The organism is Haloarcula sp. CGMCC 1.6347, assembly GCF_037078395.1.
Taxonomy (GTDB): domain Archaea; phylum Halobacteriota; class Halobacteria; order Halobacteriales; family Haloarculaceae; genus Haloarcula; species Haloarcula amylolytica.
In genome coordinates this window covers 363,483-377,413 of record NZ_JAYMGX010000003.1, presented here as the reverse complement: position 1 = coordinate 377,413, position 13,931 = coordinate 363,483, and the positions used below count along the sequence as shown (strand labels likewise).

The following is a 13,931-nucleotide window of genomic DNA, read 5'->3' as shown; positions in this document are numbered from 1 at the left end:
ATATTTATCGATCCGACAGTCCACTGTATATGACCGCTAACCCTGGAAAGTAAGGAATAACAATAGATCGATTTGTCCAACATGGCGACAGAGAGGGCCCTATTGGTGGCCGGTGAGCGGCCCTACGACCTACCATGACTATCACTGAATCAGAGGTTGCTATTGGCGCGTGGGTCTGGCATGAAAGCCGACCCGAGATGAGTAGCTCCCTTTTCGGTAACTCTGTGCGTACCGTAGCGGACCCATTCCACTCACCAACAGGGGGGACATAGAGTGTATAAAGGCTCGACCGTCGGTGTCGTCGTTCCGGCACACAACGAAGAGGGGTTCATCGGTGAGGTCGTCGACTCACTTCCGGAGTACGTCGATCAGGTGTTCGTTATCGACGACTGCTCGACAGATGGCACATGGACCGAAATCAAGGAATACGTGGATACTGAGGTGAAACACGCAAGTGTGACTGGTGACTCCGCACAACAAATAGTTGTCGCCGACGGGGCCGGGACAACGGTATCTGAAAGCCAGACGTTTCTCGATAAGCGGATCGTCCCAGTCCGTCATCAGACTAACGGCGGTCGCGGGGCTGCCGTACAAACCGGATACGAGCTAGCGCTTATGAGCGGCATGGATACGGTTGCAGTCCTTGATGGCGACGGCCAGATGGATCCGAACATCCTCGATGAGATACTCGACCCAGTCGTTGAGGGGGATGCGGATTACGCGAAAGGCAACCGCCTCATATCGCGACGCCACTGTACTCAGATGTCTAACTGGCGGCTATTCGGGAATGCGCTCCTCACGATGCTGACCAAGATTGCGAGCGGACACTGGCAAATGCGCGACCCACAGAACGGATACACCGCGATTTCTGCGACGGCGCTTGACCAGCTCTCGCTGAACGATCTGTTTGACGACTACGGATTTCTGAACGATATGCTAATTCACTTAGATGCGAATGGGATGACTGTTCAGGACGTACCGATGGAAGCACTCTACGGCGACGAGTCGAGCGGGATTCGATACGGCTCGTTCATTCCGAAACTATCGATTCTGTTACTTCGTGGGTACGTCTGGCGGTTACAGCAAAAGTATCTCTCCCGAACAGAATCAGAGTGATCACTCTGAACGGTTGGATATCGTTCTTTGACACCACATTCGACACCGTCAATGACCGTTATGCAGTTTTTACTTATCATGGCGTAGGCGTGAGCGGAACTTATGGGCAGGTGGTCGGATACTTCGCCAGCGACTGTCGATTTGCTTGTTACCGGGGGGTACACAGCGGTTGTACTCTTCGCAACGCTGTCGTCTCTTGAAGGGGTGCTCCTCGCGGCCGTCGCGTTACCCTTCTTGCTGTTCGTCCCGGGCTATGCTGTAGTCGCGGCCCTTTTTCCAACTCGGAACCCGGAGGATGAACACCACCGGCTGATTACCACAGAACGGATGCTGTACTCGGTTGTAGCAAGTATCTGTTTGGCAATTATCGTCGGAGTCAATCTTGAGTTCACGCCCTGGCCGATTCGCCCGACTCCGGTTGTCACTGCCCTTGCTATCGTAACCGTTGGGGCAACCGGAATCGCGTGGTATCGGCGCTACAAAAGGGCACAGACGGGCCTGAGCCAGACCTCGATGCCCTTCGGAAACTCACGAGCGGCCAGCGGTGGTTCCGATGGGGAGGGAGTCCAGCTGGGGACCGTAGTTGTCGGTGTGGCGATCCTCGTGACGTTTGCCAGCGTGACGCTGGTCGCGGCTCAGCCACAGCGCGGCGAAGCGTACACAGAATTCGGGCTGCTGACCGAGAATGAGACTGGCGATCTGGAGGCAAGCGGCTATCCGGAGCAGATCGCGTTGGGCGAGCCTGAACAGATGTACTTCACCGCCACGAATCACGAGATGGAGACAACCGAGTATGTCGTCGTCGTGCAGATGGCCAGAACCGCACCGACAGGAGAGGTCATCGAGCGCATACGTCTCGATACTTACAGCAACCGGACAGCGGCTGGAGACCGCTGGCTGCAGCGTCACACGGTGACGCCGGTACTGGAGGGCGAGCGCCTGCGGTTGACGTATTTGTTGTACAGGGGAAGTCCGCCGGATCAACCCACAGCTGAGAACGCGTACCGTGAGGCTCACATTTGGGTCGACATAACGTGAGCTAACAACGACAGGAGTCTGGGAGTAGGTTTTGGACAGTTCTGATGGATGGTATAGACCGGAGCTATAGTACCAATTGAAACGATGTACACACTGATCGCACTGCCGTCGTGCGATCAGGTGTGCATTGATTTTCAATGGCTACTATAGTCACGAGGGGGTGAGCGGCTCGGATCGTTTATCGACACTATCGGTGGTCTCCACCGATACGAAATTTCGAATAAACGCTTCGTACTGGTCGATCACAGCCGCGGGAGCGAAATCGTTCGCACGCTCGATCAGCACATCGCTCGGGAGTGGCTCGTCGAGCGTCGTCCGGATGGCCGCTGCGAGTCCCTCGTCGTCATCGACATCGACGAGCGGGCCGTACTCACCATCTTTGAGGATCTCTGCCGGGCCGCTGGGACAATCGGTCGAGACGACCGGACATCCGCAGGCAAGGGCCTCGATGAGCACGGTCGGCAGTCCCTCGTGGACCGAAGACATCGCGAGGACGTCCGAACCCGCCATGTAGCCGTAAGGGTTGTCGACAAAGCCGGGAAACGAAACCGCAGCGTCGATACCTAACTCGGCCGCGAGGGTTTCGAGTTCGGCTCGCTTCGACCCGCGGCCGACAATAATCGCACGCGTGTCCGGTCGAGCGGCATGGACCCGTTCGAAAGCGCGGAGGAACGATCCAAAGTTCTTCGCTCTCTCCAGGCGTCCGACACCGAGAACGACGTCAATGTTTGCCGATTCGATCCATGGATGATCCACCGGCTTCCCTGCCCGCTCTTGGACCTCATCGACAGGGATCGGATTGTGGAGGACAGACACCTTCTCGCGGTCGACACCGACGTGTTCCACGATGCTCTTAGCGACACCTTCTGAAACGGCGACGAACTGGTCCGACTGACCGGCGAGGCGACGCTGCAGCCACTGGACGAGCTTCTCTTTCGATTCCTCTTGCATCCCGAGCGTGTTGTGGATCGTCGAGATGGCGGTAGTGTCAGCGCCCGATAGAATCTGCGAAATCATGTGCATATCGTTGGCATACGTCATCTGTGAGAAGAGTATCTGGGGAGATTGTCGCCGCAGATATCGTACGAGAGCGGGAACGCTCGCACCGATTCCTATCCCTGGTATCCTCTGTGTTCCGAGGTCGACGACGTTTACGCTTCCGGCGACATCGGTCCGGAAATCCCCCTCGTTGTACGACACGACAAGGTCTACGTCATATCCGCGCTTAGAGAGCCCGTTCGCGACAGAAACTGTCACACGCTCGGCACCACCGACTGTCAGAGAGGGAACGAAGAACGCTATCGGTCCAGTGTTTTCCATTAGTTCACAGTCTGTGTGAAAGGGCTTGTTTATACTCACCCTACGCCGATTCTCGGGACACGTTTTTGACTTCCCGCAATGCTTTGGTCGATTCGAATAGCTCGAATCGTTCATTCAGGCAGCGTAACGGCCCAGAATTTCTCTGGGGACGTTCCACAGCGGACTGACAGACCCATATAGGCAGCGTTGAGCGGAAGATAGCCCGTCTGACTCGCCCATGTAGGGAGGGTATAATTTTGAGCATCGATGTAGATTACGCGAACAATGTGTGGAATCTGTGGTCAGTATGTTCGATCTGGCTCTCCTGAAACCGACGTTCTTGAGCGTATGAACGACTGCCAGTGTCACCGAGGTCCTGACGACGATGGGGTTTTCAGAGATGGAAGTGTTGGACTTGCACACCGCCGGCTCAGCATTATAGACCCCGAGAACGGGGGACAGCCGATCCACAACGAGGACGGTACCGTAACCGTCATCTTCAACGGAGAGATCTATAATTACGGGGCTCTCAAGGAACGACTCACGTCCGCAGGACATCGATTTACCACTCAAACCGACACCGAAGTACTGGTCCATCTCTATGAGGAAGAAGGTCCAAGTTTCGTCGACGAACTCGACGGAATGTTCGCGTTCGCTCTGTGGGACAGTGAGCGAGAACGTCTGTTACTGGCCCGTGACCCGATGGGTATCAAACCTCTCGTTCTCGCCGAAACGGACGACAAGCTCGCGTTCGCCTCCGAGCTCCCATCGCTGTTCGAGAGCGACATTGACCTCGGCGGCATAGATCGGGACGCACTGGCTCAGTACTTCGCATTCGGATATATTCCGGCACCGAAAACGGCCTTCCGTAACGTTTCGAAGGTCAGACCCGGCGAGCGGATACTCATATCGGACGATGGTATCGACCGCGACAAATACCACGAGCCATCGATCACGCCTCGTGATCCCGACATTGATACCGCTGCCTCACACCTACGCTCGCTCGTCGAATCGGCGGTCGAAAAACGCCTGATGGCCGACGTTGACCTCGGAGCGTTCCTCAGCGGGGGGATCGATTCGACGATAATCGTCGGGACGATGGCACAGTTACTCGATGATCCCGTGAAGACGTTTACCGTCGGTTTCAATCAGGATCGATTCGACGAATCCTGGGCGGCACGAGAAGTGGCGTCTTTCCACGATACCGACCATCACGAGATCACACTCACAGCGAATGACGTACGCGAGTCCGTACCGGACGTACTGAATAAATTGGGGGAACCCTTCGCCGATCCGGCACTGATGCCGAGTTACGCTGTGTCTCGCGCCACGAGAAATAACGTCAAGGTCGCACTCTCTGGTGACGGTGCTGACGAACTGTTCGCCGGCTACGATAAGTACCGAGTCGAGTCCCTGTCAAAGTACTATCGAGCGCTTCCGTCCCAGATACGGAAATACGCCGTCGAGCCGGCTGTGAATGCACTACCCGCCTCACGAGGGACTGCGGTCGGCGACGCCGTTTACAAAGGACAGTGGTTCATAAATCGGAGCGGAGAACGATCCGTTCCGGAGCGTCACTTCGATTTAATGCGTGTCTCCGATGACCAAGCTATCCAGTCCGTGACGAACGTTGACCCAATCGAAGCTGGGCAGACCGCCCTCCGGACACAGCACGCCGCGATATCCCCAGAACTGGCCGATAGAGAGAGCTTGGCACGGATACAGGCTGTCGATACCCGCTTATCGCTCCCAGATCAGATGCTCATGAAAGTCGACCAGGCCAGTATGTACAACTCACTCGAGGTACGCGTTCCGTTCCTCGATACTGATGTCGTTGAGTACGCACTCAGTCTCCCAACAGACCACAAACTAACTGGCCGCGATCGAAAACGTGTGCTGAAACGAGCCTTCGATGATGTACTGCCGGAGTCTATCTTACAGCGAAACAAACACGGGTTCGATATGCCGATCGGTGAGTGGTTTAAACACGAGCTTGCTGACGAGTTCGTCTCGATGGTCCGTGCTACTGATCTGGGGATTCTCGATACCGCGGCGATTTTAGAACTATTCGATGAACACCTTGATGGAAACCACGATCACTCGCGGTTCCTCTGGACCGTCTACGTCTTCAAGCACTGGGCTGTGCGTATGCAAGAGCAGGGGGTCCTCGAATAGGAATACGGTAGCAGGTGTGACTACATACCACCATCTGGTGTCTTGTACTGGCTATAGAGGCCTATTACTCAAAAAATCGGACTATTAACTATACCCCTCTACCTGTAAGAGTCGGGCGAAATAAATGCACATACTCCGGGTCGCCCAAGACATCTTCCCTGAAACTGTCGGTGGTGCGCCATATCACATACATGCTCTGAGCCGTGATCAGGCTGCGATGGGGCACGAGGTCACCGTCTTGACTGTCTCGGAAGAGGTGGAAGAGCGAGAGGTTACCGATCAAGACGGGTATACGTTGATCAAACAACCGCCGAAGCTAGAGCTCCTCGGGAATCAGATCTTCGCCAACACTGTCGGTGATCTACGTGGTCTGGAAGACTTCGACGTGGTTCACACCCACTCTCACCTGTTCTTCTCGAGTAACGTGGCCGCGCTGTACTGCCGAATGGCCAACATCCCGATTGCAATCACATGTCACGGCCTCAACTCACAACGAGGTCCGTTCTGGTTCTCGCGTGCACACCTTCGTACGCTGGGTAAGTGGACGTATGACTCGGCCGACGTCACGCTTTGCTACACCGATGTCGAGCAATCCAAACTTCGTGACCTCGGTGTCGACGCTGACATCGCGGTTGTAAACAACGGAATCGATACCAACCGTTTCTCCCCTGCTGGACAGACCCATCCCGATATCGCGAACCAGAGCGGCCAGGCAATCGTGTTTGTCGGCCGCTTAGTCGACGGAAAGCGACCTCAGGACGTGTTAGCTGCATTCGATACGGTACGAGAGCGCTGTCCGGACGCATCGCTGTTCTTCTGTGGCGACGGCCCGCTTCGAGACAGTCTCGAATCGACGGTCGCTGACGAGGGACTTACAGATGCTGTAGAATTCCTGGGGCGGGTCCCCTATCAGAAAATGCCCTCGGTGTTCAGAGCAGCGGACCTGTTCGTCCTTCCGAGTCGGACTGAAGGCTTTCCACGGACAGTTATCGAAGCTTTAGCCTGTGAAACACCAGTTGTTGCCAGCGATCTCGAACAGACCTCGAAAATAGTCAACCAAACGGGAGAAACAGTCCAAGTTGGCAACGTCGAGGGATTCGCGACGGCGATTTCTGATTTGCTCAGCGATCAGCGCGCCCTCTCAGAACTGGGAAAACACGGCCGAGCAATCGTCACGACGCGTTATAACTGGGAAGAGACAGTGCAAGAGACAACGGAAATACTGGGCCAAGTGGCTGAAATCGGTGACTCCGTGATTCGAGACAAGACGGAATCGACCAGCAGTCCCACACCTGTGGTCAAGGACGAGATCTGAACGAATGGCGAATCGAGCCTCGACTGATTCCGGTTGCACAGTTCCACACCACTGTCGCGTTTTCGTGGCCCAATCGATATTGCGGTTCAGGTGGTCTATTGAAGCTGGTCGAGGCCTGACTTTGGTGAGGGCGTGTATCCACTGCGCGTTAGTCGCTGATTACTTAATATCTACCGTATGCAAGGCAGGGAAAGACGTGGACCTCACACTGCATCGCGAGCCAGAAGGGTAATAAATGAGTCACGAGACAAATCTCGACCGGGAGTCGTTCGACAGCTTCGAGTTCGCCAACCGTGACATACAGGAATATCTGGTCATACTCCTATCCGGTATCCTTATCCTCGAGAGTGCGCTCTTCCTGTCCATTCAACCGGTAACCGGATATGAAACTTCGCTGGTAGATGGACTGTCCCAGCTGTTCTGGTTCACTTTCTATTCGGTCATGATCGGTGGAATATTGACGCTGATAGCAGCGGCTATTACGCAAACGAGGTACTGGCGACATGGTCTTGGCCTCGTCCTTTCAAACTACGCGCTGTACTTCTTCCTCCCAAAAGCTCGCGGCTATCGGTTTTACGGACAAGGAACGGCAGATGCACTGCAACACTTCGGCGATGTTAGGGCGATTCTCGAAACGGGAACACTTCCCGGAATCTGGTATCCAGGTGAACATGTGCTGATGGCCGAGATGGCGATGCTAGGTGTCCCGATTGACGCGATGCCATACTTGGTAGCGTTGTTGTTTACGACGCTTCAGATAATCGGAATCGGAGTCCTTGTGAAGACGCTCTCGGGTAAACGGGGAAGTCTCGCGGCCGGATTAGCAGCCGGTAGCACTCTCATCTATACGACCTTCCATCTCTCAAACCACCCGGCGATGAACTCATTCATGATCGTTCCGGTCCTGCTCACGCTCACAGAACTGTACCGACGGAGTAACGACAACGAGTACCTGCTCTTGATTCTTCTGGTTGGCCTGTTCATCATCTACTCACACCCGATGACAACCCTGTTTATGCTAGGTATATTACTGTTAACCTCGGTGTATTCCGGGCTGTTCGGACGGCTTTCCCTATCGTCCACTCCGCAACTCAGTCCGCGGCTTGGTGTGGCCTTTCTTCCGCTCCTATTCGCCTGGCTCACCAATTTCGGTCAGACACGCCAGGCCATAATAAAAGTCGTTGCGGCACAGGATGATATGAACCCAGCAGCCAGAGAGGTACAACGAGCCGGCTCAGTCCAGTTTTCACCTCTACAGCTCGCCGAGAAATTCATCACTCTGTACGGCTCGACCACAATTTACTTCACTATCGCCGGGACATTCGTCCTTTTGACCCTATACTGGTTTCTCTCCGAACGGATGCGGTACGACTGGGGCTTCGGTTCGGTTCACTTCGTTGCAGGACTCGGTATCGCAGCGATCTTCCTCCTTAGCAATCTCATCGTGAAAGGTATAATAAGAGTAAACAGATACGCACTCCTGTTCGCTGCAGTCCTCGTGGGGATGGCACTCATCCATAGCGCCACCAAGCGCAACTCGGTAACCACCGTTGCTTTGACCGTACTCGTACTCCTAGGTGCCTGTCTCGCTGCAAGTGCTGCCTACGAGCCAAACCGTCACATGACCTACGCAGAGTACGATGGGTCTCAATTCATGGCAGCGAATATTGACGAAGGGGTTCCGATCCATGCAATGGATACGTCACATAAGATGGAAGCGTTCGTCTTAGGCACAAACCATCCCCGCTACTACCCACAGAGTTTCGGTATGAACAATAACTTGCCTCGGAACCTCGGCTATTTCAGCCAGGATGTTATCGCCTCTGATACGTTTGGCCGAAGTTACGTTGTCACGAAGACACACGATGTCAAACAGCACACTGCCTCGTATTATACAAAAGACCAACAGGAATATCTATTCCGATACGGTGAAGACAGTCTGGCGAGAATACACAACGATCCAACGGCAAACAAGGTTTATACCAACGGTGGGTTCACTGGGTGGTCCGTAGCGCCCCAAAATTAGCCAGCAGAGCCACGCATAGCCAGACACTAACTTTAGATGCCGCAAACCACCACCAGCCATATGCCAAATCCGCTCGTCAGCGTTGTCCTCCCGACATACAAACGACCGGACAGACTTCGGAGTGCAGCACGGAGTGTCGCAGAGCAAACGTACCCAAACATCGAACTCATCGTCATCGACGATCACTCCCCGCAGCCGGCAGCCGATACACTAGCCGGAGAGCCGCTACGGGGTATTGAAGTCAACTGTGTCCGTCACCAAGAGAACAGAGGAGCGAACCAGGCAAGGAACACAGGCATTGAGCGGGCAGAAGGCGAGTACATCGCGTTATTAGATGACGACGACGCCTGGGACTCCGAAAAGATTGCTCGACAGGTTACTGAGATGGCAGAGAGCGCTGACAGCGTCGGCGTAGTCTACACCGGCTGTGAGTACGATTACGGGGACTACACACGGGACGTTATCTTCACGGCGGAAGGGAATGTTACCAAAGACCTCCTCCTGGGGGAGTCGTTCGGTGAATTCTCGACACTGATGGTTTCGGCTGATATCATCCCACAGGCCGGGCTGCCTGACGACCGGTTTCCCAGCTGGCAAGATAGAGAGTGGCTGATACGACTCTCGCTACATAGCGAGTTTCGCGTGATCCCCGAAGTACTGACATATCGGAACTGTCCTGAGAAAGCGGACCGAATCAGCAATAACTACGCTGAGAAGCGGGATATCTCCTACCCGTTAATGGTAGAGAAACACCGAGAACTCGCTGCAGGGTACGGACGCCGGTACGAACGGGCCTTCCTCGCGTCACTGCTGTTCATTCTTGGACAAGAAGCGTTACGTTCCAGAGCATACTCTGATGCGAGAACGCAACTGCTTAAATCAGTGTATTATTGGCCGTTTCGAACCGACAGGTGGCTGTTTGCACTCGCTGCGCTTGGGGGCAGATTTAGCTACAAGCCGGCGAAAAACGCCATGAAGGCCCTCAACTCGATTAAAACTGAAACAATTACGAAATGAGATGTTTTCGGTAGATATCCCGTCCAGTCACCGGGTACTGTTTTTTTATGTGCTGTTTCATACCTCGTAGGTGTGTCTTTACTATATTGTTGTAGTAGCCACCCTCTGATAGCATGGAGATCGACGTAGAGAACGTCCTCATATACGTTGACGACGCTGTCAGATATAACGCAATTAACGATGATCTTGCGGAACTCGGGCAGACCCATAAGACGATTGCAGCATCAACACACACGCCCACGTCGTTCGGGAGTTTGTTGACCGGGCTGTTACCACCGAACAGCAACATCCACAGCTTCAAGCATTCTGTGCCTGCAAACGTCCGCTCAGTATTCGATATTGAGAGTCACGAGGTTTCGATAGCTGCTCAGGGCGGCATGAATCACAGTATTGCGGAGATGTTTGCTAATCCCCCACGGAAATCGATTGACGATGTCGAGCCACCATTCGTCCACGTTGCGCGCCGGCCCGGTGGCCACGCGCCGTACGACGGATTCGACTGGGACGACTACGAATACCGCAACGAGACCGCTCTCGAATATCTCTGGCGCGTATCGTCGGACCCGGAAACGGCGAGAAAAGACTACTACAATGGTGTAGACCGGTCGTTCGAAGAGTTCAAGCGCGTCCTCCAGACGCTTGAACGCAGAGGCCTTCGTGAAGATACCCTCGTCATCTATACCAGTGACCACGGTGAGGTCCTCGGAGAGTACGGGTACTTCGGACACACACACCTCGCGACGCCTGAGGTCGTATACGTTCCGACGTCGTTCATTCATCCGGAGCTGGACTCCTCTGGCGAGAACGGGCTCTTACACCATGTGGACATCTTACCGACGGTCACCAGTGCGATGTCCTCGCGACCTGATTTCGGTAGGGTGGATGGGAACACAGAGGGAGAGGGTCGGACGACGGGCTATACGCACCTGAACCACATTCGATACGGCTCGTTACCGGGGCCCGCCGAGACGTTCGTCAGTCTCACTGGCGGGTTTGAGCGGACAATCAGGAGCCTCTGGGACGAACACGGTGGCCACACGTTCGTGGACGGACACAAAACGACATCATCGATTGTCTTTCTGGCGTTGCTACTGCAGAAACCCTTCGGTCGACAGGTCTTCCACAACAGGAAGCTTCGAGATTCATACTGTCGGTTCCTGCCGGGACATCAGGCGTATGGGGCCCCGAAGTTTACTGAGGACGAAGCGCGGGCGGAGATCGCGGATATCCTCTCCGGGGAGAGTGAGGAGACAGTACGCGACATCGACGAGGAGACGACAGAACAGCTCGAAAACATGGGTTACCTTTGAGCATGACCGTTCCCGTGAACACGGAGTCCACACCTCATCTTACAAATAGCAGACAGCCCTATGGAGTGATTCAAGAATGACAGCGGAGCGTAAGACTCTCTGGTACTTTATCGGTGCACTTGTCGTCGGTGGTGCCGAGCGCACACTCATCGACCTGGCGAACGAAGTCAACGGAGAGGAGTACGACGTCACCATCTGGACAATATTCTCTACGAACCCGCTCGAAACAGAACTCTCACCGGAGGTCACCGTTCGGTCGCTTACGGACGCTGGTCGTGTTGCGAACGGGGCGATAGAGGGCGTCGAAAGCCCGCTCGTCTATCTGTTCGCCCCGCTCAAGTTCTGTCTCGCCGCCCGTCGTGAACAACCCGATCTCATACAGTCATTCCTCTTTTACGACAACGTAATTGCCAGGCTCGCCGGCGTGTTCTGTTCTGCATCCATTATTACCGGCATTCGTGAAGTACCTAACGAGGAACCGTTCGTACGCCGCGTTATCGATCGGATGACGATCTCACTTTCAGATGTGATCGTTTCGAACTCCACAGCGGGACGGGACTACGCTGTTGAACGCGGTGCAGAGGAAGAAAACGTGGCAGTGGTCTACAATGGCCGGAACATCGAACAGTACCGAACGACAGACTCGGCGGAGCTGCGATCAGAGCTAGACATCCCGATGGGGGCCACTGTAGTCGGAACCGTCGGTCGTCTCGTCGAGCGGAAAGGCCATTTCGATCTGCTTGATGCGTGGCCGTCTATCGTCTCCGAGATACCCGATGCACATCTTGTTTTCGTCGGTGACGGTCGCGATCGGGAGAGGATGGCGGAACGGGTCGACTCACTCGGATGTGCTGATTCGGTTCATTTCCTCGGAACGCGACAGGATGTCCCAGCGCTTCTCGGTGCGATGGATGTCTTCGCCTTCCCATCTCATTACGAGGGGCTCCCTGGTGCAGTGATCGAAGCGATGGCCGCGGAGCTTCCGATCGTCGCGACACCTGTGGATGGTACTAGCGATCTGTTGGAGAATTACCGGACGGGGTTGTTCGTCGACGTGCAGGCACCCGACGAAATTGCGTGGGCCACCATCCGTCTACATCAGCACCAGCCACTCGCTGAAACGCTTGGAACCGCCGCAGGACAGCGGGCGGCAAGCGAGTTTACGATCGAATCGATGGTGGACGGGTTCGAGCGATTGTATCAGGAAATCGAGACAGAGCCCGAAGAGACCCCCTACGTACAGCCGCTGACCGGGTAACGGCTCCCCCGCAAGCTTACCGGGAGAGTAACAACAGTATATTTTACTTGGTTTGTGTAAATTGACAGATATGGCTGAAGAGACGCCGAATCATAGCTACCAGCGTCCGGATCGCGGAACACAGGATTGGCATATCCCGTTGAACGAGAATTTCTCTCGTATCGATACTGAGGTCGAGATCAAGGATGCTGCCGAAAATCTGGATCAGTATCAACCAAAAGAGGGGGCCAAGTTCCTCGCGACAGATTCGCGACGCATATTTATGGGAAGCGGAGAAGAGTGGCTGGAGTTCGGAAGCACGGCAGGCCGCGCACGTTCCGTTTCGCTTGGTGAGACCAGTGAGAGAGCCACGGTAATGAGTGACGGAACGTTCATCGCCCAACCAGGACAACTACAAGACGTTATCGATACCGCATCTACTGGATCTGAGTTCGGACAGGCTCCTGCACAGACAGTCAAGATGGTCTCCGGAGAGACGTACGAAGTATCCGAGACTGTCCGGCTCAAGAGAGGTGTTAGACTGGAGTGTAATGGGGCTAGAGTCGTCCCGACTGGCGATTTTGATGTTTTCGAACTCGTCCGTGATACCGTTCTGATTGACCCGTTTGTCGATACTCGCGGCAAAAACTGGAGTTCGACACAGATTGTTATTGGTCCCGAAGACGCACAGAAGTTAGATACGGCCAACCGCGCCTGGGTAAAGGACGCGTATCTCCTTGGAGACACAGGCAAGGGTATCGGCATTCAGTTTCGTGGTGGATCGAAACCCTGCTCGATGCAGGTCGCTAATGGGACCCTCGACGGGTTTGATCGAGCAGTAGATTTCTACGCTGCTGGGGAGAACCGCGATCCGCAAGGCGACTGGTCGAACGGGAATCAGTTCTGGGGGCGGATACAGGACTTCCGGATCGGGATTAGTATGCGGTCGGACGGTGCGGAGGTGAGCGGGAATACCGTCCGCGTACAGACTCAGCCTGACCCAGAAGTAAGTGAATGGCTCTGGTACATGAAGGACGACCCCCGAGAGTCTCGCGGTGATAACAAATTCGTGATGAAAGGCAATACTGTAATGGCTTATCCGTGGGACGTATCGTCATTCAAGCAGAACAACTCATATTATTCAGAGAGTGATCGAGATGCGCCATTCTGGTTTATCGGACGTGGTCGTCGGTACGGAAATTCACTCATGGATCTGAGCGGGGTACGAGGAAACCAGTACGTACTCAACGATTCAGATACGCCCGACCGAAACGGTATCTTCACTGCACACGGTGGCTTCGTCGTTGGTACAACAGAGTTTGAGACAAACCCGGCATATCAGCGAAACGATAGCCGACATTGGCACCCGCAGTCGCGCAATGCGGAGTAGATAGTTAC

Annotated in this window: 10 protein-coding genes; 9 read left to right on the top strand and 1 reads right to left on the bottom strand. The window is 54.7% G+C overall.

Annotated elements, in window-relative coordinates:
- Positions 1-273 precede the first annotated feature (273 nt).
- Together VI340_RS17700 and VI340_RS17695 are read left to right on the top strand one after the other, a co-directional pair.
- On the top strand, positions 274-1,116 hold the full coding sequence (locus VI340_RS17700; protein ID WP_008311681.1) for a glycosyltransferase family 2 protein: 843 nt from the start codon (positions 274-276) through the stop codon (positions 1,114-1,116).
- Between the two features lie 102 nt (positions 1,117-1,218).
- A complete protein-coding gene (locus VI340_RS17695) occupies positions 1,219-2,154 on the top strand; it encodes a DUF1616 domain-containing protein (protein WP_008311680.1) in 936 nt (311 codons plus the stop codon).
- Between the two features lie 150 nt (positions 2,155-2,304).
- On the opposite strand, the gene VI340_RS17690 is transcribed toward VI340_RS17695, so the two are convergent.
- Entirely contained in the window at positions 2,305-3,474 is a 1,170-nt protein-coding gene (locus VI340_RS17690; protein ID WP_008311679.1) for a glycosyltransferase, read from the bottom strand.
- Positions 3,475-3,738: 264 nt separating this feature from the next.
- On the opposite strand from VI340_RS17690, the gene asnB reads away from it, so the two are divergent.
- The 7 genes from asnB to VI340_RS17655 all read left to right on the top strand — a co-directional run bounded on the left by asnB (position 3,739) and on the right by VI340_RS17655 (position 13,923).
- Complete coding sequence (gene asnB / locus VI340_RS17685) at positions 3,739-5,628, top strand: asparagine synthase (glutamine-hydrolyzing) (protein ID WP_275039413.1); 1,890 nt, start codon at positions 3,739-3,741, stop codon at positions 5,626-5,628.
- Positions 5,629-5,752: 124 nt separating this feature from the next.
- Entirely contained in the window at positions 5,753-6,943 is a 1,191-nt protein-coding gene (locus VI340_RS17680; RefSeq protein WP_049943008.1) for a glycosyltransferase family 4 protein, read from the top strand.
- 235 nt (positions 6,944-7,178) lie between these two features.
- A complete protein-coding gene (locus VI340_RS17675; RefSeq protein ID WP_336330185.1) occupies positions 7,179-8,969 on the top strand; it encodes a hypothetical protein in 1,791 nt (596 codons plus the stop codon).
- A 60-nt stretch (positions 8,970-9,029) separates the two neighbouring features.
- Positions 9,030-9,986, top strand: a complete 957-nt coding sequence (locus VI340_RS17670; protein ID WP_049943007.1) for a glycosyltransferase family 2 protein — start codon at positions 9,030-9,032, stop codon at positions 9,984-9,986.
- A gap of 113 nt (positions 9,987-10,099) precedes the next feature.
- Complete coding sequence (locus VI340_RS17665) at positions 10,100-11,296, top strand: sulfatase-like hydrolase/transferase (protein ID WP_008311669.1); 1,197 nt, start codon at positions 10,100-10,102, stop codon at positions 11,294-11,296.
- A 76-nt stretch (positions 11,297-11,372) separates the two neighbouring features.
- Entirely contained in the window at positions 11,373-12,554 is a 1,182-nt protein-coding gene (locus tag VI340_RS17660; RefSeq protein WP_336330187.1) for a glycosyltransferase, read from the top strand.
- A 70-nt stretch (positions 12,555-12,624) separates the two neighbouring features.
- Complete coding sequence (locus VI340_RS17655; protein WP_336330188.1) at positions 12,625-13,923, top strand: hypothetical protein; 1,299 nt, start codon at positions 12,625-12,627, stop codon at positions 13,921-13,923.
- The last annotated feature ends 8 nt before the right edge of the window (positions 13,924-13,931 follow it).

Coding starts and splice junctions, on each gene's coding strand:
- VI340_RS17675 (WP_336330185.1), top strand. CDS start 7,179: ATGAGTCACGAGACAAATCTCGACCGGGAGTCGTTCGACAGCTTCGAG.
- VI340_RS17690 (WP_008311679.1), bottom strand. CDS start 3,474: ATGGAAAACACTGGACCGATAGCGTTCTTCGTTCCCTCTCTGACAGTC.
- VI340_RS17695 (WP_008311680.1), top strand. CDS start 1,219: ATGGGCAGGTGGTCGGATACTTCGCCAGCGACTGTCGATTTGCTTGTT.
- VI340_RS17680 (WP_049943008.1), top strand. CDS start 5,753: ATGCACATACTCCGGGTCGCCCAAGACATCTTCCCTGAAACTGTCGGT.
- VI340_RS17660 (WP_336330187.1), top strand. CDS start 11,373: ATGACAGCGGAGCGTAAGACTCTCTGGTACTTTATCGGTGCACTTGTC.
- VI340_RS17670 (WP_049943007.1), top strand. CDS start 9,030: ATGCCAAATCCGCTCGTCAGCGTTGTCCTCCCGACATACAAACGACCG.
- VI340_RS17655 (WP_336330188.1), top strand. CDS start 12,625: ATGGCTGAAGAGACGCCGAATCATAGCTACCAGCGTCCGGATCGCGGA.
- asnB (WP_275039413.1), top strand. CDS start 3,739: ATGTGTGGAATCTGTGGTCAGTATGTTCGATCTGGCTCTCCTGAAACC.
- VI340_RS17665 (WP_008311669.1), top strand. CDS start 10,100: ATGGAGATCGACGTAGAGAACGTCCTCATATACGTTGACGACGCTGTC.